This is a genomic window from Micromonospora terminaliae, from assembly GCF_009671205.1.
Classification (GTDB): domain Bacteria; phylum Actinomycetota; class Actinomycetes; order Mycobacteriales; family Micromonosporaceae; genus Micromonospora; species Micromonospora terminaliae.
In genome coordinates this window covers 6,341,946-6,363,815 of sequence record NZ_CP045309.1, presented here as the reverse complement: position 1 = coordinate 6,363,815, position 21,870 = coordinate 6,341,946, and the positions used below count along the sequence as shown (strand labels likewise).

At 71.6% G+C, this 21,870-nt stretch carries 21 protein-coding genes; 12 read left to right on the top strand and 9 right to left on the bottom strand.

The annotated features are described in order from the left end of the window. Positions 1-41: 41 nt before the first annotated feature. Complete coding sequence (locus tag GCE86_RS29655) at positions 42-785, bottom strand: M50 family metallopeptidase (RefSeq protein WP_154229960.1); 744 nt, start codon at positions 783-785, stop codon at positions 42-44. Positions 786-885: 100 nt separating this feature from the next. On the opposite strand from GCE86_RS29655, the gene GCE86_RS29650 reads away from it, so the two are divergent. Continuing rightward, complete coding sequence (locus tag GCE86_RS29650) at positions 886-1,446, top strand: Uma2 family endonuclease (RefSeq protein WP_154229959.1); 561 nt, start codon at positions 886-888, stop codon at positions 1,444-1,446. A gap of 124 nt (positions 1,447-1,570) precedes the next feature. Continuing rightward, positions 1,571-2,323, top strand: a complete 753-nt coding sequence (locus tag GCE86_RS29645) for a GH25 family lysozyme (RefSeq protein ID WP_154229958.1) — start codon at positions 1,571-1,573, stop codon at positions 2,321-2,323. Between the two features lie 92 nt (positions 2,324-2,415). Here GCE86_RS29645 and GCE86_RS29640 read toward each other — a convergent pair whose 3' ends face one another. Together GCE86_RS29640 and GCE86_RS29635 are read right to left on the bottom strand one after the other, a co-directional pair. Next, positions 2,416-2,646 (bottom strand): hypothetical protein, encoded by a 231-nt coding sequence (locus GCE86_RS29640; protein WP_154229957.1) that lies wholly within the window; start codon positions 2,644-2,646, stop codon positions 2,416-2,418. A gap of 89 nt (positions 2,647-2,735) precedes the next feature. Continuing rightward, complete coding sequence (locus GCE86_RS29635; protein WP_154229956.1) at positions 2,736-4,721, bottom strand: serine/threonine-protein kinase; 1,986 nt, start codon at positions 4,719-4,721, stop codon at positions 2,736-2,738. A 91-nt stretch (positions 4,722-4,812) separates the two neighbouring features. On the opposite strand from GCE86_RS29635, the gene GCE86_RS29630 reads away from it, so the two are divergent. Both GCE86_RS29630 and GCE86_RS29625 read left to right on the top strand, forming a co-directional pair. Then, positions 4,813-5,025 (top strand): acyl-CoA carboxylase subunit epsilon, encoded by a 213-nt coding sequence (locus tag GCE86_RS29630; RefSeq protein WP_154229955.1) that lies wholly within the window; start codon positions 4,813-4,815, stop codon positions 5,023-5,025. A 101-nt stretch (positions 5,026-5,126) separates the two neighbouring features. After that, positions 5,127-5,579: a hypothetical protein gene (locus GCE86_RS29625; RefSeq protein WP_154229954.1), complete on the top strand. Its 453-nt coding sequence runs from the start codon at positions 5,127-5,129 to the stop codon at positions 5,577-5,579. A gap of 292 nt (positions 5,580-5,871) precedes the next feature. Here the strand turns inward: GCE86_RS29625 and GCE86_RS32535 are convergent, their stop codons facing one another. Continuing rightward, on the bottom strand, positions 5,872-6,048 hold the full coding sequence (locus tag GCE86_RS32535) for a hypothetical protein (RefSeq protein WP_167537082.1): 177 nt from the start codon (positions 6,046-6,048) through the stop codon (positions 5,872-5,874). A gap of 954 nt (positions 6,049-7,002) precedes the next feature. Between GCE86_RS32535 and GCE86_RS29615 the strand changes: the two genes are divergently transcribed. Genes GCE86_RS29615 through GCE86_RS29605 form a run of 3 tightly spaced genes read left to right on the top strand, consistent with a single transcriptional unit; the run spans position 7,003 to position 9,427 of the window. Continuing rightward, positions 7,003-8,103, top strand: a complete 1,101-nt coding sequence (locus GCE86_RS29615) for a S8 family serine peptidase (RefSeq protein ID WP_420846453.1) — start codon at positions 7,003-7,005, stop codon at positions 8,101-8,103. 10 nt (positions 8,104-8,113) lie between these two features. Next, entirely contained in the window at positions 8,114-8,764 is a 651-nt protein-coding gene (locus GCE86_RS29610; protein WP_154229951.1) for a Maf family protein, read from the top strand. 9 nt (positions 8,765-8,773) lie between these two features. Then, positions 8,774-9,427: an O-methyltransferase gene (locus tag GCE86_RS29605; RefSeq protein ID WP_154229950.1), complete on the top strand. Its 654-nt coding sequence runs from the start codon at positions 8,774-8,776 to the stop codon at positions 9,425-9,427. 115 nt (positions 9,428-9,542) lie between these two features. Here GCE86_RS29605 and GCE86_RS29600 read toward each other — a convergent pair whose 3' ends face one another. The 4 genes from GCE86_RS29600 to GCE86_RS29585 form a co-directional block, all read right to left on the bottom strand. Next, a complete protein-coding gene (locus GCE86_RS29600) occupies positions 9,543-10,817 on the bottom strand; it encodes an MFS transporter (RefSeq protein ID WP_154229949.1) in 1,275 nt (424 codons plus the stop codon). 64 nt (positions 10,818-10,881) lie between these two features. Continuing rightward, a complete protein-coding gene (locus tag GCE86_RS29595) occupies positions 10,882-11,637 on the bottom strand; it encodes an ABC transporter permease (protein ID WP_154229948.1) in 756 nt (251 codons plus the stop codon). A gap of 17 nt (positions 11,638-11,654) precedes the next feature. Beyond that, a complete protein-coding gene (locus tag GCE86_RS29590) occupies positions 11,655-12,614 on the bottom strand; it encodes an ATP-binding cassette domain-containing protein (RefSeq protein WP_154229947.1) in 960 nt (319 codons plus the stop codon). A gap of 120 nt (positions 12,615-12,734) precedes the next feature. Next, positions 12,735-13,334, bottom strand: a complete 600-nt coding sequence (locus GCE86_RS29585; RefSeq protein WP_154230725.1) for a PadR family transcriptional regulator — start codon at positions 13,332-13,334, stop codon at positions 12,735-12,737. Between the two features lie 131 nt (positions 13,335-13,465). Here GCE86_RS29585 and GCE86_RS29580 point away from each other — a divergent pair, with 131 nt between their 5' ends. After that, positions 13,466-15,217, top strand: a complete 1,752-nt coding sequence (locus GCE86_RS29580) for an acetyl/propionyl/methylcrotonyl-CoA carboxylase subunit alpha (protein ID WP_154229946.1) — start codon at positions 13,466-13,468, stop codon at positions 15,215-15,217. Between the two features lie 150 nt (positions 15,218-15,367). Further along, the gene (locus GCE86_RS29575) at positions 15,368-16,807 is read left to right on the top strand and encodes a GuaB1 family IMP dehydrogenase-related protein (RefSeq protein WP_154229945.1); all 1,440 of its coding nucleotides are present in this window, start codon (positions 15,368-15,370) and stop codon (positions 16,805-16,807) included. A gap of 43 nt (positions 16,808-16,850) precedes the next feature. On the opposite strand, the gene GCE86_RS29570 is transcribed toward GCE86_RS29575, so the two are convergent. Next, positions 16,851-17,399, bottom strand: a complete 549-nt coding sequence (locus GCE86_RS29570; protein ID WP_154229944.1) for a TetR/AcrR family transcriptional regulator — start codon at positions 17,397-17,399, stop codon at positions 16,851-16,853. 111 nt (positions 17,400-17,510) lie between these two features. Here GCE86_RS29570 and GCE86_RS29565 point away from each other — a divergent pair, with 111 nt between their 5' ends. Genes GCE86_RS29565 through GCE86_RS29555 form a run of 3 tightly spaced genes read left to right on the top strand, consistent with a single transcriptional unit; the run spans position 17,511 to position 21,870 of the window. After that, on the top strand, positions 17,511-18,032 hold the full coding sequence (locus tag GCE86_RS29565; RefSeq protein ID WP_154230724.1) for a MarR family winged helix-turn-helix transcriptional regulator: 522 nt from the start codon (positions 17,511-17,513) through the stop codon (positions 18,030-18,032). Continuing rightward, positions 18,026-19,759 carry an ABC transporter ATP-binding protein gene (locus tag GCE86_RS29560; RefSeq protein WP_154229943.1) on the top strand — a complete coding sequence of 578 codons (1,734 nt, stop codon included), beginning with the start codon at positions 18,026-18,028 and terminating at the stop codon, positions 19,757-19,759. Before GCE86_RS29565 ends, GCE86_RS29560 begins: the two co-directional genes overlap by 7 nt. Beyond that, positions 19,756-21,870: an ABC transporter ATP-binding protein gene (locus GCE86_RS29555; RefSeq protein ID WP_154229942.1), complete on the top strand. Its 2,115-nt coding sequence runs from the start codon at positions 19,756-19,758 to the stop codon at positions 21,868-21,870. Before GCE86_RS29560 ends, GCE86_RS29555 begins: the two co-directional genes overlap by 4 nt.

The window sequence follows — 21,870 nt, the reverse complement described above, 5'->3', positions numbered from 1 at the left end:
GGGCGCAGCCCAGCGGCGCTCCGGGACGGGTGATGTCCCGCTCAGATCGTGAGGCCGACGTCGGTGAGGATCGGGCCGGCGAGCAGCAGCGCGCCGGCGACCAACGCACCGACTGCGACCAGCAGGAACACGCCGACCCAGAACAGCGCGGGGAACGGTGTGAGCCGGGCGAGCTGGTCCGCGTCGGACTCGGGCATCCGCCCCCGGCTGCGCAGCCGTTGCAGCTCGAACACCGGGCGGACGCCGCCGAAGAGCAGGAACCAGACCGACGTCCAGGCGAACACCGCCTGCACCTGCGGCGACGTGTACCAGGAGACGGCCAGCACCACGCCGCCGGTGACCAGCAGCGACAGCACGCCGAAGACGTTGCGGATCATGACCAGCATCGCGAGCAGCAGCGCCACCGCGACCCAGAGCAGCAGGGTGATCCGGTTGCCGGCGAGCAACCACGCCCCGGCCAGACCGATGAGGGACGGGGCGACGTACCCGGCCAGCAGGGTGAGGATCATTCCCGGTCCGGTGGGGCGGCCGGCGGAGAGGGTGAGCCCGGACGTGTCCGAGTGCAGCCGGATGCCCCGCAGCCGCCGGCCGGTCAGCAGCGCTATCAGCGCGTGGCCGCCCTCGTGGGCGATGGTCACGGCGTTGCGGGCGATCCGCCAGGGCAGCCGGGTGGCGACGACCACCAGCGCGACGACGGCAGTGAGCAGCACCAGCAGCGGCGGCGGGTCCGGCTGGGCGCCGAGCAGCTTGTCCCAGAGGGTGGTGAGGCCGTCGATCAGGGGCATGGGCGGGGAGCCTACCGGCCCGAGCTGTGTCATTCGAGGGGCGACGACCCGTATCGTGTGGAACTGATCGGGTGGCGAGTCGGAGCGGAGGTGAACGCCGATGAGCGCGGCACCACTTGAGCCCTTCGGACCGCACGTCGGCCCCTGGACCGAGGCCGACTACCTCGCCCTGGGTGAGAGCCGCGACCGGATCGAACTGCTCGACGGGAGCCTGATCGTGAGCCCTGCTCCGAGCAAGAGGCACCAGACCATCTCGCGCCGCCTAGCGAACTCGGTGGAAGCAGCGGTCGAACAGCACGGGCTGCTGGTATTCGAGGCGGTCAACGTCCGACTCGGATTGAACCGGATCGTCATTCCGGACCTGGTCGTGGCCGACACCGACGACGAGGGCACCGTGATGGAGGTCAGCGAGGTCCGGCTCGTCGGAGAGATCGTCTCGCCGGGGAACGCCGCCGCCGACCGGCTTGTCAAGATGCAGCTCTACGCCATCGCCCGGATCCCCTGGTACCTGCTGGTCGAGCAGGACGGCGACAGCCACTCGCTGCGGCTGCACCGGCTGGACGGGGAGCATTACGTCGAGGACCGGGTCGCCAAGGCCGGCGAGACGCTGAGCATCACCGAGCCCTTCCGCTGGGTCATCGACCCGGGCACCCTCCGCTGAACCGACCCGCACCGGTCACCGGGGCGACGACGATCGTCAATGAAGAATTCTTTAAGCCCTCTTGCGATCTAGGGCACTTACCTCCAAAGATAGGCGTCAATCATTGGACGTCCTGGAGGCATCAATGGCTCGTACCAGACTCTCCGTGCGCCGGTTGCTCGCCGCCGGCCTGACCGTCGCCGCCACCGCGGCGGCGGGCCTCGTCGCGACCGCCGGACCGGCCGCCGCGGCAACCACTCCCGGCATCGACGTCTCCCGCTACCAGGGCAGCATCAACTGGACCAGCGTGCGGAACGCCGGCATCCAGTTCGCCTTCATCAAGGCCACCGAGGGCACGAGCTACAAGGACCCGAACTTCAACGCGAACTACGTCAACGCCTACAACGCCGGCGTGATCCGCGGGGCCTACCACTTCGCCCGGCCGAACATCTCCGCCGGCTCGACCCAGGCGAACTACCTGGCCAGCAACGGTGGCGCCTGGTCCGCCGACAGCCGCACGCTGCCCGCCGCCCTCGACCTGGAGGCCAACCCGTACAGCGGCGGCTACTGCTACGGCCTGACCACCACCGGCATGCGCAACTGGGTCCAGGACTTCCTGAACACCTACCGGTCCCGCACCGGCCGGTACGCCGTCATCTACACCACCACCAGCTGGTGGAACCAGTGCACCGGCAGCTGGACCGCCCCGTGGGCCAACCACCCGCTGTGGGTCGCACGGTGGTCCAGCACGGTGGGCACCCTGCCGGCCGGCGCCCCGTTCTGGAGCTTCTGGCAGTACACCAGCACCGGCAGCGTCTCCGGGATCAGCGGCAACGTCGACCGCAACTACTGGAACGGTGACCGGACCCGGCTGATCGCCCTGGCCAACAACACCTGATCGGCCCCGGTCGCCAGTCGGCGGCAGCGGGATCGGCTACGACCGAGGTCGATAGCTGGTCCGGCTGCCGCCACTGTCGTCCTGGCCCCGGGTCACGCCCTGCGTCGCGAGCCGACCGGCACGGGGACCGCGCCCCGCCCGGCCAGGGTGGTCCGCCGCGCCAGCCGCCACGCCGCCACCCCCGCGACGGTGAGGGCGACTGCACCGAGCACCGCGACCGGGGCGGAGAGACCGGCGCTGACCAGCAGCAGGATCACGTCCCCGAGCGCGACCAGCATCCACAGTGCCAGCCGGGGGCCGGTGTCCCTGTGTCGGTAACCCATGTCGTTCCTCCTTCCGTCGTCGCGGGTCTCAATACCCCCGGAGACGGAAGGCCATGCGAGTCAGTTTCGCAACGGTGGGATTCGCCGGATCAGTTCGACCGGTCGGGCTTGAAGCCCTTGGTGATGATCTCCCAGTTGGCCAGGTTGGCGTCCCAGGCGTTCGCCGGGACCTCCCAGCGCAGCGCGTAGCCCCGGTTGCTGGCCGTGGCCACGCCCCGGTTGCGCACGTGGAAGCGGGTGCCGCTGTCCCGCGTCTCCAGCCAGTCCCAGTCCGCGCAGGTCCGGTACCAGTCGCACGGCTTGATGCCAACCAACTGGTACGCGGTGACCCGGCTCCGGCGGGCCGGCTCCTGCTGCCGCCAGTCCGCCGCCGCGTCGCTCTTCGGCGAATTGGTCCACTGGATGAGCAGCACGCGATTCGTACCGCCAACCTCGTAGAGCACCACCGAGTTGTCGGAGGAGCGGACCCGCGCCTTCCACCCGTTCGGGATCGGCACCTTGAAGCCGATGGGGCCCTCGTAGTAAGTCCACCCGGCCGGCAGCACGAAGCCTGTGGGCGACGCCGACGCCGACGCCGACGGGGTCGCGCTGGGTGCCGCGCTGCTCGGCGCGGCCGAGGTCGGTGCGGCGCTGGTTCCCGGCGCCGGCGGGGCCGCGGCCGACGAGGTGGTGGCGGCCTGCTGCCCGCCCTTCGGGTCGTCGTCACCGGAGTTGAGCAGTGGCACGGCCACCGCCAGGCCGACCAGCAGCACCGCGACCACCGCGCCGATCAGCAGGTTGCGCCTGTTGCGCTCCGGCTTCGTACCCGGGATCACCGCGGCCCGGCCCGTCGACGGGGCTGGGCTGACCGGCTCGGCCAGCACGGAGGTCGGGTTCCTCGGCGGGGCCGGGGGCTCCACCACGGGCTCGCCGTCCAGCCGAGTCTCGTCGAGCGCCGGATCGGGACCGTCCACCCGGGTCTCGTCGGTGACGGGCGCGGCGTCGAGCTTCGTGGTCGGCTCGGCGACCGGCGGGGCCACCTTGGCGGTGGGCGCGGCGTCCGAGCCGGCCGACGCCTTCTCGGTGGCGCCGGCGACCGCCGCGGCACCGGCCACCGCAGCCGCACCCTTGTCGAATGTGCGCGGCGCCGGGCTCACCGGCCGCTCGGCCTGGCCGTCCGCCGGACGCGGGGCCGGCACCAGCGGTGGGCGCGGCACGCGGGGACCGTTCGGCCCCGGCCGGCGTACGCCGTCCAGCAGCGAGATGCCCTTGGCCCGCCGCCCCGCGGCCTTGCGCAGCATGCGCTCCGCGACCTCGGCGGTGATCCGCTCCTCCGGGTCCTTGCGCAGCAGGCCCTGGAGCACGGGCTTCAGGGGGCCGGCGTTCTTCGGGGGCGGCAGCGACTCGGTGGCCAGCGCGGCCAGGGTGGCGATCGCCGACGGCCGCGCGTAGGGCGACTTGCCTTCCACGGCGGCGTAGAGCGTGGCGCCCAGCGACCAGAGGTCGGCCTCCGGCCCCGCCGTGCCGTCCTTCGCGCGCTCCGGGGCGATGTACGCGGGCGAGCCGAGCACCATGCCGGTGCGGGTCACGTTGGGGTCGCCCGGAATCGTGGCCAGGCCGAAGTCGGTGAGCACGACGCGCCCGTCGTTGCCGAGCAGCACGTTGCCGGGCTTCACGTCGCGGTGCATGATGCCGGCCTTGTGCGCGGCCTTCAACGCGCCCAGCACGCCCAGGCCGATCTCCACGGCCTTGGCCGGCGAGACCGGGCCGTCCTCGGCGATCGTGTCCTGCAAGGACTTCGACGGCACGTATTCCATGACGATCCACGGATCGCCGTCGGTGCGCAGCACGTCGAAGATGCGGACCACGTTGACGTTGTTGAGCCGGGCGATGGCCCGGGCCTCCCGCAGCGAGCGTTCCCGCATCTCGCGGCGCTCCTCCGGGGTGAGGCTGGGCGGCGGGACGAGTTCCTTGATCGCCACGTCGCGGTGCAGCACCTCGTCGCGCGCCTTCCACACCCGACCCATGCCGCCCTGGCCGAGCGGCGAGATGAGCCGGTACCGGTCGGCGACGAGTTGGGGGAGCGCGTTAGACATCCCGGAAACCGTACCCGGCAGCGCCGACGCCTACACCGGCGGCACGCCACTGTGCGGTGAAGGTCAAGTTCTGGACGCGTACCCTGTCGGCATGTCTGCCGAAGAGCCGCTGTTCCGGATCGTCCGCGGCGTGCCCACCGCCGAGGAACTGGCCGCCCTGGTCGGCGCGATCGTGGTGCGGACCCGGCCCGCCGCGGCCCCCGCGCCGGCCGCCGTGTCGCACTGGGCGCGCAGCGCCCGTCCGGCGGGCGCGGCGCCCGTCGCCGGCTCCGGCGCGTGGCGCGCCTCCGGCCTCCCCCGCTGACCCTTCCCGGGGTACGCACCCGCGCATCAGGACTGCCGGGATCCGCGCCGAGCCATTAACCTCACTCAGGGAAACCGTGCGGTGACGGGCAGGGAGGGTCGATGATCCCGGAGGACAACCAGCCGGCCGGCTGGCTGCGTGACTACGGCGGCATCGAGGCCGACATCCGACGGATGCGGGAGTTCGCCGACCGGCTCCAGGACGAGGTCAGCCGCAACTACGCCCCCCACCTGTCGTACATCGCCGACGACATGCGGGCGCCGATCCCCAACCCCGCCGACGCGTTCGTCGAGCTGGTCCAGTTCCTCCAGGCCCACCACGAGACCCAGAAGGCCACGGTCACCATGGTGTGGGACCTGGCCCCCGCCACTGGCCGGCTGGCCGGAGCGGCCGGCCACATCGCGGCGGCCTACGACGACTCCGACGCCTTCTCCTCGGCCCGGGTCGGCGACGTCGAACAGGCCCTCGCGGCGCCGTCGGTGGCGACCGCCCGCCCGGCGCCGCCGCTGGCCGATCCCACCGCCGCCGAGCCGGGGCGGGTGGTCCTGCCGTGATCGAACGGGGCAGCGGACGCACCTCCGGGCTCACCGACTGGCACCTCATGGACGTGCTGAGCATGTGGGCGTGCCTGCAGGACCAGGACACCACCGGCCAGTGGAAGCAGGTCGCCGGCTGGCGCAAGGTCTGCGACCTGGCCCTCGCCCACGTGAGCCGGCTACGCGAATACCGGCGCGGGCTCGCGGAGGCGTGGCCGCCGGAGACCAACGCCGCCGCCCGCGCGTACCTCGGCGAACTCGATCAGCTCATCGACCAGGTGCAACGCACCCACGACGCCGCCGCCGCGAACTACGACGCGCTCGCCGCCGCCACCCGCGCCATCGGCAGCACCCGCGCCGAACTCAAGCCGCTCTTCGACGAGTACGCGGAGAAGGTGCGACAGAAGCGGGCGTACGAGGCGGTGCTCGCCGACCCGAAGGCGGTGGCGGGGAGCCGGCTGCCGGAGAAGCCTCCGGTGACGGACACGGACCTCGAAGAGTTGAACGTACGGGCACGCGGGTTGATGACGGGACTGAGCGGCGAACTCCAACAAGCCCAAGTCATGCTCCAACGCCCACCAGCACCGATTCGGCCAGGTCGTCAGACGAACGACCCAGACGTATATGGGAACGCAGCACCTGTGATCCCTCCCGTCATCCCCATTCCTGTTGCATCGTCGGAGGGCATCTCTTCACCCAAGCGACCGAAAACGACTACGACGCAGGCAGCATCACCCTCCATGCCACCCGCCAACGTCCCGTCGGCGGGGGTTGGGCCAGTACTAGGCGGTGTCGGTACAGGGCTAGCATCAGATCCCACGCGGCCGACCCTCCCGAATACTGCGCACCCATCCCCGACGACCGGAGTGGCTCCAAATTCCGCGGCCCCTCCGATCGCAGGAATTGGAAGCGCTCCACCGGTCCGCCGCGGCGGGCCAACGGTTCCGCCCGATCTTCGAACAAATGAACCGAAGAGCGGAACTTCTCGCTTGACGCCACCGAACACCTCTCGACCATTACCGCCTAACGGCTTGATCGGAGGCTTGCCAGGTGGAGGCGCCGGCCAGCCTGTTAGCTCCAACCCTTCACGCCGCATCAACCCAGTCGGCGGGGTCATCGGTGGGGGTGGTGCGGGTACGGCGCCAAGCGGCGCTGCGGGCTCCAGGCCGGGTGGAGGACGGAACGCGCAACTCAACGGAGCCCAGAACACCTTCCCGTTTGGCGGTTCACCTTCTGCAATAAACGGCCACGGCATGCCCCGTCGGCCTGAACGAGAAGCACAAAGCCCTCGGCCCTGGGATCCCGACAACCCTTGGGAGACGGCGCAGGGCGTCACCCCTGTCATGCTGCCACCCGAAGAAGATGGCCCTATCGATCCCGGCCCAGCAATTGGCTTCGATCGGTGAAAGTAGGTCTTTCTCTCGCGATCGCGGCCCTGGCAATTTCTGGCATTTCTTCCCCCAACCTTCACACGAACCCCCAAGCCAGCCCTGACGCCGCTGCACGCATCCGGCCTGATCAGTGGCACTTAGGCTACTTGAAGGTGGGTGAGGCTCACCGAATCAGCCGAGGAGAGGGAGTGGTTGTAGCGGTTGCAGACACAGGCGTTGATCCTCACCAAGACCTCCGCGAAAATCTTCTGGCAGGAACTACGACAATCTCCGGCACTCCTGGCGACGGTCGCAAAGATCTGAACAGCCACGGCACAAGCATGGCCGGCCTGATCGCCGCACACGGTCGGAGCGACGGCACGGGCGCTCTGGGGATTGCGCCACAAGCGAAGATCTTGCCGATTCAGTCGTCGGGTGCAAACAACGCTGGGACTGCGGATGATTTGGCGCTCGGCATTGATTTTGCGATCGCCCATGGCGCAGGCGTCATATGCGTCTCCAGTGTTGGAGGGGCAAGCCCTGAACTGATAAGGGCGGTCAAGGCCGCCGTATCGGCGAATGTGGTAGTAGTCGCAGCCGCAGGGAATGCGCCCAAGGATTCCTATGTCGGCTATCCGGCGCGCGAGCAGGGAGTGATCGGAGTGGGAGGCATTAACCGCCTGGGCGACCACGCCTCAGTCTCAGTCGTAGGGCCAGACGTCGACATAGTGGCTCCTGCCGTAGACATCTACAGCACCAGCTACCGAGGGAAGTACTCGAAGGGAACCGGCACCTCAAGTGCCACGGCCATCGTGGCTGGTGCCGCGGCTTTGATCCGCTCCAAATACCCCAACCTCCCCGCGCAGGAGGTCGCTCACCGCCTGACCGCAACGGCGATCGACAAGGGTCCGCCCGGCCGCGACGACCAGTACGGCTACGGCGTCATCGACCTGGTCGCCGCCCTCACCGCCGACGTCCCCCCACTCGGCTTCGAGACATCGTCGGTCACCGCACCCGCCTCGACTGCGGCCGCGAACAAGAACAAGGACAACGACAACTCCACGGCACGCGGCCTGGCGACGCTGGGTGTGCTGCTGGCCGCGGGCGGCGGGTACCTGGCCTGGCGCCGGCGTCGACGTGGCGACGACCCGCCGCCGCGGATCAGCCGGTAGCGTCGGTCGGGTGTCTACTCCGCTGCGCCTCGTGCTCGCCTCGCAGAGTCCCGCCCGCCGCAAGCTGCTCCAGGCTGCCGGAATCGAACCCGACGTGCTGGTCAGTGGCGTCGACGAGTCGCAGGTGGTCAGCGACCGCGCCGAGGAGCTGTGCCTGGAGCTGGCCCGGCTGAAGGCGCAGGCGGTGCTGGGCCGGCTGCGTCCGGACCCCGACGAGCGGACGCTGGTGCTCGGCTGCGACTCGGTGCTGGCGTTCGACGGGGAGATCCTGGGCAAGCCGGCGGACGCGGCGGACGCCACACGGCGGTGGCAGCGGATGCGCGGTCGGAGCGGGGTGCTGCACACCGGCCACTGCCTGCTCGACGTGGTGCACGAGTCCCGGGCGGAGGCGGTGGCCTCGACCACCGTGCACTTCGCCGACATCAGCGATGCGGAGATCGCCGCGTACGTGGCGACGGGTGAGCCGCTGGCCGTCGCGGGGGCGTTCACCATCGACGGGTTGGGCGGGGCGTTCCTGACCGGCATCGAGGGCGACCCGGGCACCGTGGTGGGGCTCTCGCTGCCGCTGCTGCGGGGTCTCGTCGCCGAGTTGGGGCTGAACATCACCGACCTGTGGACGAAGGTCGCGCCCGGGGGCCAGGAGATCGAAAATCTCGGCTAACGTCCGGTCATGAGCACGAAGCCGTTGCCGCTGACCCCGGAACTGCACGCGTACCTCGTGGCGCACGGGTCCGCCCCCGACGAGATCGTCCGGGAGCTGGCCGAGGAGACCCGCGCCGCCCTTCCCGCCCAGGCGGACATGCAGGTCGCGCCCGAGCAGGCCGCGTTCCTCACCTTCCTGACCCGGCTGCTCGGTGTCCGGCAGGCGGTGGAGGTGGGCACCTTCACCGGGCTCTCCTCGCTGGCCATCGCGCGGGGCCTGGCCGAGGGCGGCCGCCTGACCTGCTTCGACATCTCCGAGGAGTACACGGGCGTGGCCCGGCGGTACTGGACCCGCGCGGGCGTGCAGGACCGGATCGAGCTGCGCATCGGTCCGGCCGCGGACACGCTCCGCGAGTTGCCGCGGGAGCGGTACCTGGACTTCGCCTTCATCGACGCCGACAAGGTCGGTTACCCGATCTACTGGGACGAGCTGGTGCCGCGGATGCGTCCGGGTGCCGTGATCGCGGTGGACAACACGCTGCGCAACGGGCGGGTGCTCGCCCCGCAGAACGCCGACGACCGCGCGATCGCCGCCTTCAACGACGAGATTCTCGCCGACGTCCGCGTCGAGGTCGTCATGCTCCCCATCGCCGACGGCGTGACCCTCGCCCGGGTGCTCTGAACCAGTACGCCGAGGTGGCGGTGTCCGCACCCGCCGGACCCCGCCACCTCGCCGAGCCGGAGTCGATCAAGCCGGCCGAGCGGGCCGAGCGGCTGGGCGGCCGGGCGGCGACAGGTCAGGCGGCGGCCGCGGCCGGCGTGCGGTCGTCGGTGGGCGCGGCCGCGCGCAGGGCCCGGCCCAGGCGCACGGTGAGCAGCATGGCGGCCGCGATGAAGCCGGGCAGGAGCAGGAACGCCAGGTGCGGGCCGACGCCGTCGGCCACCCAGCCGAGCGCGACGGGCGCGATGCCGAAACCGACCCCCATCGAGTACGACGCCCAGCCGGCCGCCTTGTCCGTGGCCGGTCCCGCCGCGGCGAGGGCGATGGAGATCGCCAAGGGGTAGTGCAGGGCGTTGCCCAGCCCGAGCACGACCAGGCCGGTCACGGCCAGCCAGCCCACCGGGGCGGACCAGAACAGCGCGAACCCGGCCAGGGAGACGGTCAGCGCGGCGAGGAGCAGCGGCACCGGCCGCCAGCGCAGCGCGAGCCGGCCGCCGGCCAGCCGGCCGGCGAACATGCCGCAGACGATCGCCGCGACCGCCGCCGACGCGCCGCCGGCGCTGAGGCCGGCGTGGGTACGGAGCACGTCGGCGGTCCAGAGCGACAGGCAGACCTCGATCGAGCCGGTGACCGACATGAGCACCCAGGCGATCCAGTACGCCCGCGGCAGCCGCGCCGGCACCACGCGCGATCCGGGATCTTGGACAGTCTCCGTTCGAGGCGAACGGTAGGTGTCCAAGATCGGAGACGAAGCAGAGGGCGCGGCAGCCGCGACAGCGGGGTCAGCCTTCGGGAGGTGTACCCGGAAGGTCACGGCGGCCAGGGCGACCACGGTGATCAGCGCGACCTCGGCGGCCATCGCGGGCCGCCAGCCGTGACCGGCGTCCACGGTCGCGCCGATGACCAGCGGCGCGAGGATGCCCATTCCGGCGCACGCCGCGTTGGCCTCGCTGAGTGCGGCGGGCGCGCCACGCCCGTGGTGGGCGGTGAGCACCACGTTGACCCCGCTGATCACCATCATGCCGAAGGTGGCGATCACCGCGACGGCGGCGATGGTGGCGGGCAGCGGGTGGAGCAGGCCGAGCGCGGTGACCCCGGCGGCCACGCCGGCGAGGCCGAGCCAGATGGCCGGGCCGCGGCCGAGGCGGCGGGCGACCGGGGCGAAGAGCGCGCCGCCGGCCAGCGCGCCGACCGCGATGCCGGTGCTGTGCAGGCCGGCGACGGCGGCGCTGGTGCCCTGCTCGTCGCGGAGCAGCGGCACCACGGGACCGAACCCGTAGAGGAAGAAGCCCCACAACCCCAGCTGGGAGTAGGTCAGCCAGGTAGTCCGGTCACGGGTGAGGCGGGGCACCGGCCTTACGCTACTTGCGCGTGGCCGGCACCCCGCCCCGGATGAGAGGCAGCTCTCGTCCTGCTCAGCGGACGCTGCGGGCGAACTGTCGGGCGGCCCAGACCACCCCGGCGACGGCGAGCACCGCGACGATGGTCAGCCCCTGCCAGACCTTGTCGTTGCCCAGGTCGCCGGCGAAGAGCGCCCGGGTGCCGTCGACCGCCCAGGAGAACGGGTTCCAGTCGGCGATGCCCTGGAGCCAGCCGGGGGCGAAGGTCAGCGGCAGCAGGATGCCGGAGAGCAGCAGCACCGGCTGGGCCACGGTGTTCATGAGCGGGGCCAGCGCGTCCTCGCTCTTGACCCTGAGCGCCACGCCGTAGGAGACGGCCGAGGTCATGAGCGCGATGAGGGCCAGCATCAGGTACGCGAGCAGCAGGTCGCCGATGAAGACGCGCAGGTCGAACAGAAGCGCGAGCAGCGTGATGATCACCGCCTGCACGATCAGCGAGACGACGTCCCGCAGCGAGCGGCCGAGGAGCAGGGCGAGCCGGCTGACCGGGGTGACCCGGGACCGTTCGATCACCCCGGCGCGCAGCTCGGCGATCAGGCCGAAGCCCTGGAACAGGCCACCGAAGATGGCCAGCAGCACCAGCAGGCCGGGCACGAAGATCTTGTACGCGGCGGCCTGGGTCGGCGCGTTCAGCGCGGGCTTGAGCAGCGGGGCGAACAGGAGCAGGTACATCACCGGCTGGAAGACGCCGACGAAGACCCACACGGGGTTGCGCAGCAGCAGCTGGATCTGCCGCTGGAAGATCAGCCAGGTGTCGCGGGCGAGTTTCATGACAGTTCTCCCGATGTTCAGGACTCGCGCAGCGAGCGGCCGGTCTTGGTGAGGAAGACGTCGTCGAGGCTGGGGCGGTGCAGCTCGATCGAGCGCAGTTCCAGCCCGGCGTGGTCGAGGCGGCGCAGCACCTGCGGGATGGCGGTGGCGCCCTCGTCGACGTAGAGGCGCAGGCCGCCCTCGTCGACGGTCTCCAGCTTGCTCACGTACGCCTCGGTGTCGAGCAGTTCGGCGGCCTTCGGCGTGGTGGCGGCGTCGAGGCCGACCAGCACGACCTCGCCGGAGATCTCGCGCTTCAGCTCGGCCGGGGTGCCCTCCGCGACCACCTCGCCGTGATCCATGATCGCGATGCGGTCGCAGAGCGCGTCGGCCTCGTCGAGGTAGTGCGTGGTGATGAAGACGGTCATCCCCTCGGCGCGCAGCCGGCGGATCTCGTCCCACATGTGGGCCCGGCTCTGCGGGTCGAGGCCGGTGGTCGGCTCGTCCAGGAAGACGATCTTCGGTTCGTGGATGATGCCGAGCGCGATCTCGACGCGGCGGCGCTGGCCGCCCGAGTAGGTCTTGCACTTGCGGTCGGCGTACTCGCTGAGCTGGAAGGCGTCCAGGGCGCGGGCGGCGCGGCGGTGCGCCTCGGCCTTGGAGATGCCGTAGAGCCGGGCGTGCAGCACGAGCTCCTCGCGGGCGGTGGACTCGTCCCAGGTGCTGCCGCCCTGGGCCACGTAGCCGATCCGCCGGCGTACCTCGGCCGGGTCCTTGCGCAGGTCGGCACCGGCGATGGTGGCCTCGCCGCCGTCCGGCTCGATGAGGGTGGCGAGCATCCGCAGGGTGGTGGTCTTGCCGGCGCCGTTGGGGCCGAGGAAGCCGAAGATCTCTCCTTCGGCCACCTCCAGGTTGACGCCACGGACCGCGTCCACGGTCTTCGTCTCGCGACCCGCGCGGGAGCGGAACGACTTCCGCAGCCCCCTGGTCTCGATCATGTCTGCTCCTGGTCCTCCGGGCCGGACACGACCGGCCGCCGATGGTCCGCGAGGACCGGCACGGCTTCCCCACGGCTCGCGCAGAGACTAACGCGATATAACTCTTGTGGTCAACGTTGATTATTCCGCGTCGGGGGCGCCGTCCTTCCATCCCGACCACCCCTCGGCCCGCTCCAGCCCAGCAGGCAGGTACGACACTCCGGACTCGATCCGCTCGGCGATCCGCTCGCACCAGCCCATCTCCGCCTCGGCCCGGGCCAGCCAGAGCTCGAACATCCAGCCCACGTGCACGGGCTTGCGGTTGCGCACCCAGTCCGAGTCCAGCGAGGCGCGCATCGACTCGACGCCGGCGCGGATGAGGTTCGCCCGGTTGCGCAGTGCGGCGGCCGCCTCGTCGCGCGGCATCGCCGGCAGGAACGAGAAGGCCGCCACGAACGGGTCCGCCGGTTCGTTGAGCTGCCACCACTGCGCCCGCAGCAACGTCTCGAACTCCTCGTCGCCCTTCGCCGTCACCTCGTAGGTGGTGCGGGCGGGGCGGGCGCCGACCTGCTCGACGGAGACCGTGCGGAGCAGGCCCTCGTCGGTGAGCTTGCGCAGGGCGTGGTAGATCGAACCGGGCTGCACGTTGGCCCACTTGTCCGCGCTCCAGCTCAGCAGCTCACGGCGTACGTCGTAGCCGTGCACCGGCTGCATCCACCGCACCAGGCCCAGAATCATCATCCGTGTTGCCGACACCGGACAAGCGTAATAGGCAAATTTGACTACAGTGCGGCATCCCACACTGAGCGATCGTTAGGGCCGAATCCCCGGCCGATACACTCCCGGCAACGACCTCGGGAGGAGCCACCAAGGTGCGCAAGGTACTCATCGCCAACCGCGGCGAGATCGCCGTCCGCGTCATCCGCGCCTGCCGCGACGCCGGCCTGGCGAGCGTCGCCGTCTACGCGGACTCCGATCGGGACGCCCTGCACGCCACCCTGGCCGACGAGGCGTACGCCCTGGGCGGCGACACCGCGGCCGACAGCTACCTGCGGATCGACAAGCTGATCGACGTGGCCGCGAGGGCCGGCGCCGACGCCGTGCACCCCGGCTACGGCTTCCTCTCCGAGAACGCCGACTTCGCCCAGGCCGTCCTCGACGCCGGGCTGACCTGGATCGGTCCGACCCCGCAGGCGATCCGCGACCTCGGCGACAAGGTGACCGCCCGGCACATCGCCCAGCGGGCCGGCGCGCCCCTGGTCCCCGGCACGCCCGACCCGGTCGGCAACGCCGACGAGGTGATGGCCTTCGCCGTCGACCACGGCCTGCCGGTCGCGATCAAGGCGGCCTTCGGTGGCGGCGGGCGCGGCCTCAAGGTGGCCCGCACCATGGAGGAGATCCCGCACCTGTTCGAGTCGGCCACCCGCGAGGCGGTCGCCGCGTTCGGCCGGGGCGAGTGCTTCGTCGAGCGCTACCTCGACCAGCCCCGCCACGTCGAGGCGCAGGTCCTGGCCGACCAGCACGGCAACGTCATCGTGGTGGGCACCCGCGACTGCTCGCTCCAGCGCCGGCACCAGAAGCTGGTCGAGGAGGCGCCCGCGCCGTTCCTCACCGAGGCCCAGCGCCGCCAGATCCACGACAGCGCCAAGGCGATCTGCCGGGAGGCCGGCTACCACGGCGCCGGCACGGTGGAATACCTCGTCGGCGCCGACGGCACGATCTCCTTCCTGGAGGTCAACACCCGGCTCCAGGTGGAGCACCCGGTGACCGAGGAGACCTCCGGCATCGACCTGGTCCGGGAGCAGTTCCGCATCGCCGACGGCGAGAAGCTGCGGTTCACCGAGGACCCGGCCCCGCGCGGCCACTCGATCGAGTTCCGGATCAACGGCGAGGACCCGGGCCGCAACTTCCTGCCCGCCCCGGGCACCATCACGGCGCTGCGGCTGCCCAGCGGTCCCGGCGTGCGGGTGGACACCGGCGTCTCGGCCGGCGACGTGATCGGTGGCAACTTCGACTCGCTGCTGGCCAAGGTGATCATCAGCGGCGAGACCCGTACCGAGGCGCTGGAGCGCGCCCGCCGTGCGCTCGACGAGATGGTCGTCGAGGGCATGGCCACGGCGCTGCCCTTCCACCGCCTGGTGGTGCGCGACGAGGCGTTCACCGCCGAGCCGTTCACCGTGCACACCCGGTGGATCGAGACCGGCTGGAACAACACGGTCCCGGCCTTCACCGCCCCGGCCGGCGCCGTCGAGGGCCCGGCCGAGCGCGAGACCGTCGTGGTCGAGGTGGGTGGCAAGCGGCTGGAGGTCAGCCTCCCGGCCGGCCTCGGCGGGGGTACGGCGGCAGCCGCGCCCGCCGCGAAGAAGCCGGCCCGCCGGGGCGGCGGCGCCAAGGCCGGCGCGGCGGCCAGCGGCGACGCGCTCACCTCGCCGATGCAGGGCACCATCGTCAAGATCGCCGTGGCCGACGGGGACACCGTGGCCGAGGGCGACCTCGTCGTGGTCCTGGAGGCCATGAAGATGGAGCAGCCGCTGCACGCCCACAAGGCGGGCACGGTCAGCGGGCTGGCCGCCGAGGTCGGCGCGGTGATCACCGCCGGCGCCGCCATCTGCACCATCTCCTGAGGGGCTGCCCGCCACCCGATCAGTGGAGGGTCTCGGCGGCCGTGGCGTGCACGGCCGCCGCGAGGGCGGCCGGCACCGCCAGGGGCCGAGCCGGGGTGTTTTCCGTGACCATCAGCGGCGGTCGCGTCCACGGCCAGGAATGATGGCCGGGTGCGGTTCCTACATGGCGCGACTCCCGCGCACGACCTGACCTACAACGACGTCTTCATGGCGCCCAACCGCTCCGAGGTGGGCTCCCGGCTCGACGTCGACCTGGCCACGGCCGACGGCACCGGCACCACGGTCCCGCTGGTGGTGTCGAACATGACGGCGGTCGCCGGCCGGCGGATGGCCGAGACGGTGGCCCGGCGCGGGGCGATCGCGGTGATCCCGCAGGACATCCCCATCGAGGTCGTGGCCAACGTCGTCGCCTGGGTCAAGCAGCGGCACCTGGTGCACGACACCGCGATCACGCTCGGCCCGACGGACACCGTCGGCGACGCCATCCACCTGCTGCCGAAGCGGTCGCACGGCGCGGTGATCGTGGTGGACGAGGCCGGCCGCCCGCTCGGCGTGGTCACCGAGGCGGACACCGTCGGGGTGGACCGCTTCGCCCAGCTCCGGCACGTGATGTCGACCGAGCTGCACACGGTGCCGGCGGACGCGGACCCGCGTACCGGCTTCGACCGGCTCTCGGCGGGCCGGCGGCGGCTCGCCCCCGTGGTGGACGCCGAGGGTCGCCTGGTCGGCGTGCTGACCCGGTCGGGCGCGCTGCGCGCCACGCTCTACAAGCCGGCCGTGGACGACCGGGGCCGGCTGCGCGTCGCCGCCGCGGTGGGCATCAACGGCGACGTGACCGGCAAGGCGGCGGCGCTGCTGGAGGCCGGGGTGGACACCCTCGTGGTGGACACGGCGCACGGGCACCAGGAGCGGATGATCTCGGCGCTGCGGGCGGTCCGCAAGCTCGACCCCGGGGTTCCCGTGGCGGCGGGCAACGTGGTCACCGCCGACGGCGTGCGCGACCTGGTCGAGGCGGGCGCCGACATCATCAAGGTCGGCGTCGGGCCGGGCGCCATGTGCACGACCCGGATGATGACCGGCGTGGGGCGCCCGCAGTTCTCCGCGGTGCTCGACTGCGCCGCCGCGGCCCGCTCGCTCGGCCGGCACGTCTGGGCCGACGGCGGCGTACGCCACCCGCGGGACGTGGCGCTGGCGCTCGCGGCGGGCGCCTCGAACGTGATGATCGGCTCCTGGTTCGCCGGCACCTACGAGTCCCCCGGCGACCTCTACACCGATGCCGACGGGCGGCGCTACAAGGAGAGCTTCGGCATGGCCTCGGCCCGCGCGGTGAGCGCCCGGACCGCCGAGGACAGCGCGTTCGACCGGGCCCGGAAGGCGATCTTCGAGGAGGGCATCTCCTCGGCCCGGATGTACCTGGACCCGGCCCGGCCCGGCGTCGAGGACCTGATCGACGAGATCATCTCGGGGGTGCGCAGCGCGTTCACCTATGCGGGCGCGCGCAACCTGGAGGAGTTCCACGAGCGGGCCCTGGTCGGCGTGCAGAGCACCGCCGGCTACACCGAGGGCATGCCGCTGCCGACGAGCTGGTGACCCGGTGGCCGGGCCCTCGCCGCAGCGGACGGGGGTCCGGCCGTCAGGGGAAGAGCCGGCTGATCACGGTGCGGGCGGCGGCCTCGGGGTCGGCGCCGACCCGGGGCGGCAGGGCGCCGGAGTTCCAGAGCGTGGCGAAGCCGTGCACGATCGACCAGGCCGCGAGCGCGTCGACGTCCGGCCCCCGCCCGGTGCGCCGGGCCACGCCGGTGCGCAGCAGCTCGCCGGCCCGGGTGCGGGCGGCCGCCACCTCCGGGTCGTCGGCCCGGTAGAGGTCCGGGCGGAACATCACCTCGAAGTGCGCCCGGTGCCGGACCGCGAACCCCACGTACGCGACCCCGGTGTCGATCAGGTCGTCGCCGGCGTCGCGCAGCGCCTCGGCCAGCAGCGCGAATCCCTGTGCGGCCAGCGCGGTGAGCAGCCCGGCCTTGTCACCGAAGTGGTGGGCAGGGGCGGCGTGCGAGACGCCGGCCCGGCGGGCCAGGTCGCGGAGGCTCAGCGCGGCCGGTCCGGACTCGGCCATCACCTCCACCGCCGCGTCGAGCAGGGCGCGGCGCAGATCGCCGTGGTGGTAGGCGCGGGACTGGGTCATGCGCACCACTCTAACTTGCCATTGACAAGATAGCCGCCGGGCCGGCGTTCGGCTGACGGCGTAAATAGTTTGGGGCCTTACCGTTCGGGGGCTAATCTAACGCCCGTGAACATGGGACCGCTCGTCCGCTTCCCCGACGCGCTCCAGCACGCGCCACTCGGCCGGCTCGTCTCGATCGCCGGGCACCTCGTCGAGCAGCGCTGGGGCCGCTACCTCGCCGAGCACCACGGGCTCACCTCCGCCGGCATGCGGGTGCTGCTCGTCCTCCTACGGGCCGGCGACAGCACCCACCGGGAGATGGCCGAGCGGTGCTTCGTCCGGCCGGCCACCCTCACCGGCATCGTCGACACCCTGGAACGCGACGGTTTCGTGGCCCGGCGCCGCGACCCCGACGACCGGCGCACCGTCCAGCTCAGCCTGACCGACAAGGGCCGGGAACACGCCGTCGCGATCATCGACCTGATCCACAGCAACCGGCCCCTGACCTCGGTCGACGCGGACCCGGCGAAGCAGGCCGTCATCCGGGAGTTCCTCACGGAAATCATCACGAGCATGTCCGATGGGGACCTTCGCCGGTTGAACCGGGACAGCGAGTCCGACACCGAAGACCCATCGGGGAGCCGTCCGTGCTGATCCGCCTGCTCCGTACCCACCTGCGCCCGTACCGGCGGTTGCTGGCCGCGGTGGTGGCCTTCCAGTTCGTCGGCACGATGGCGTCGCTCTATCTGCCGAGCCTCAACGCCGACATCATCGACCGGGGCGTGGCCCTCGGCGACACCGACCAGATCATGCGTACGGGCGGCGTGATGCTGCTCGTCAGCCTGCTCCAGATCGCCTGCTCGATCATCGCGGTCTACCTCGGCGCGAAGACCGCCATGGGCTTCGGCCGGGACGTCCGGGCCGGCATCTTCGCGCACGTCAACACCTTCTCCGCCCGCGAGGTTGCCCGGTTCGGGGCGCCCTCGCTGATCACCCGGAACACCAACGACGTGCAGCAGGTGCAGATGCTCGTGCTGATGAGCTGCACCATGCTGGTCGCCGCGCCGATCATGAGCGTCGGCGGCGTGGTGATGGCGCTCCAGGAGGACGTGGGGCTCTCCTGGCTGATGCTGGTCTGCGTCCCCGTGCTGGCGGTCGCGCTGGGCCTCATCACCCGGCGGATGGTTCCGGGCTTCCGGCTCATGCAGACCCGGATCGACACGGTCAACCGGGTGCTGCGCGAGCAGATCACCGGCATCCGGGTGGTCCGGGCCTTCGTCCGCGAGCCGTACGAGACGGAGCGCTTCCGGGTGGCGAACACCGACCTGACGGCGACCGCCCTGCGGATCGGCCGGCTCCAGGCGCTGATCTTCCCGGTGGTGATGCTGGTGCTCAACGTCTCCAGCGTCGCGGTGCTCTGGTTCGGCGCCGAACGGGTGGACTCCCGTCAGATCCAGGTCGGCGCGCTCACCGCCTTCCTGCAGTACCTGATGCAGATCCTCATGGCGGTCATGATGGCCACCTTCATGCTCATGATGGTGCCCCGCGCAGCGGTGTGCTCCGAGCGGATCGTCGAGGTGCTCGACACCCGGTCGTCGGTGGTGCCCCCGGCCGAGCCGATGATCGCGATGACCCGCCGCGCGGAACTGGAGTTGCGCCGGGTCTCCTTCCAGTACCCCGGGGCGAGCGCGCCCGTGCTGCACGACATCTCGTTCCGGGCCAGTCCCGGGCGGACCACGGCCATCATCGGCGCCACCGGCGCCGGCAAGACGACGCTGCTCACCCTGATCCCCCGGCTGGTCGACCCGACCGCCGGCGCCGTGCTGGTCGACGGGGTGGACGTCCGGCTGCTGGAACCCGACGAGGTGTGGCGCCGGATCGGGCTGGTGCCGCAGCGGCCGTACCTGTTCAGCGGCACCGTGGCCAGCAACCTCCGCTACGGCAACCCGGAGGCGACCGACGCCGAACTGTGGGCCGCCCTGGAGATCGCCCAGGCCCGGGACTTCGTCGCGGAGATGCCGGGCGGGCTGGACGCGCCGATCGCGCAGGGCGGCACGAACGTGTCCGGCGGCCAGCGGCAACGGCTCGCCATCGCCCGCGCGCTGGTACGCAAACCGGAGATCTACCTCTTCGACGACTCCTTCTCCGCGCTCGACCTCGGCACGGACGCCCGGCTGCGGGCCGCGCTGAAACCGGTCACCGCGGACGCGGTGGTGGTGATCGTGGCCCAGCGGGTCTCCACGATCGTCGACGCCGACCAGATCATCGTGCTCGAGGACGGGGGCGTCGTCGGGATGGGACGACACGAGGAACTGCTGGTGACCTGCCCGACGTACGCCGAGATCGTGGCGTCCCAGCAGACGGCGGAGGTGACCGCATGACCGCCGTACCGGGGCAGAAGCCGGCACCGAAGGCCGGCGCCGAGGGCGGCACGCCACAGCGGCTGCCGGCGGCGGCCGCGCGGCGCGGTGGCGGCGGGCCGCCGTGGATGGGCGCCGCCATGCCGGCGGAGAAGTCGATGAACTTCGGGCCGTCGGCCCGCCGGCTGCTGGGCCGCCTGCGGCCGCACCGGTTCTCGCTGACCGCGATCATCACGCTGGCGGTGGCCAGCGTCGGGGCGAGCGTGATCGGGCCGAAGATCCTCGGGCACGCCACCGACCTCATCTTCGCCGGTGTGGTGGGCCGGCAGATCCCCGCCGGCACCACCCAGGAGCAGGCGGTGGCCGCGGCCCGGGCCGCCGGCAACGAGAACTTCGCCGACATGCTGGCCCGGATGGACGTGGTGCCCGGGACGGGCATCGACTTCACGGCGCTGGGCCGCACGCTCACCCTGGCGCTCGCTCTCTACCTGGGTGCCAGCCTGCTCTCGTGGTGGCAGGGCTGGCTGCTCAACGGGGTGGTGCAGCGCACCGTGCTGCGGCTGCGCGCCGACGTGGAGGAGAAGCTCAACCGGCTGCCGCTGCCCTACTTCGACAAGCAGCCCCGGGGCGAGCTGCTGAGCCGGGTCACCAACGACATCGACAACATCTCGCAGACCCTGTCGCAGACGCTCAGCCAACTGCTCACCGCCCTGCTCACGGTGGTCGGCGTACTGGCCATGATGGTCTGGATCTCACCGCTGCTGGCCCTGGTCGCCCTGGTGGCCGTGCCGCTGTCGGTGCTCGTCACGCAGCAGATCGCCAAGCGGTCGCAGCGCCGGTTCATCGCGCAGTGGCGGCACACCGGTGAGCTGAACGGCATCATCGAGGAGACGTACACCGGCCACGAGCTGGTCAAGGTCTTCGGCCGGCAGCGCGAGGCGCAGGCGGCCTTCGCGGCCAAGAACGACGAGCTGTTCCGGGCCAGCTTCGGCGCCCAGTTCATCTCCGGGATCATCATGCCGGCGATGATGTTCGTGGGGAACCTCAGCTACGTCGCGATCGCCGTGGTCGGCGGCCTGCGGGTGGCCTCCGGGTCGATGAGCCTCGGCGACGTGCAGGCCTTCATCCAGTACTCCCGGCAGTTCACCCAGCCGCTGACCCAGATCGCCTCGATGGCCAACCTGCTCCAGTCCGGGGTGGCCTCGGCCGAGCGGGTCTTCGAGGTGCTCGACGCCGAGGAGCAGGCCCCCGACCGGCCCGCCCCGCCCCGGGTCACCGGCCGGGTCGAGTTCGAGCACGTCTCCTTCCGGTACGACCCGGACAAGCCGCTGATCGACGACCTCTCGCTGGTGGCGGAGCCCGGGCACACGGTGGCCATCGTCGGCCCGACCGGCGCCGGCAAGACCACCCTGGTCAACCTGGTCATGCGGTTCTACGAGCTGGACGCCGGCCGGATCACCCTGGACGGGATCGACATCCGCTCCATGCGCCGGGACGAGCTGCGCAGCAAGATCGGCATGGTGCTCCAGGACACCTGGCTCTTCGGCGGCACCATCCGGGACAACATCGCGTACGGGCGGCCGACCGCCAGCGAGGAGGAGATCCTGGCGGCGGCCCGGGCCACCTTCGTGGACCGGTTCGTGCGCAGCCTCCCCGACGGCTACGACACCGTGATCGACGAGGAGGGCAGCAACGTCAGCGCCGGCGAGAAGCAGCTCATCACCATCGCCCGGGCGTTTCTCGCCGAACCGTCGCTACTCATCCTCGACGAGGCGACGAGCTCGGTCGACACCCGTACCGAGGTGCTGCTCCAGCGGGCCATGGCGGCGCTGCGCACCGAGCGGACCAGCTTCGTCATCGCGCACCGGCTCTCCACCATCCGCGACGCCGACCTGATCCTCATGATGGACCAGGGCCGGATCGTGGAGCAGGGCACGCACGACGAACTGATCGCCGCGAACGGCGCGTACGCCCAGCTCTACCGGTCGCAGTTCACGGGTGCGGCGATCGACGAGGAGGCCGCCGCACCGCTGCCGGCGGGCGGGCCGCCCGGATCGCCGAACGGCGGGCCGCCCGGACGACCCGGTGGCGGGCCGCCCGGTAGGCCGGCGGCCGCGCCGGCCGGGCGCTGA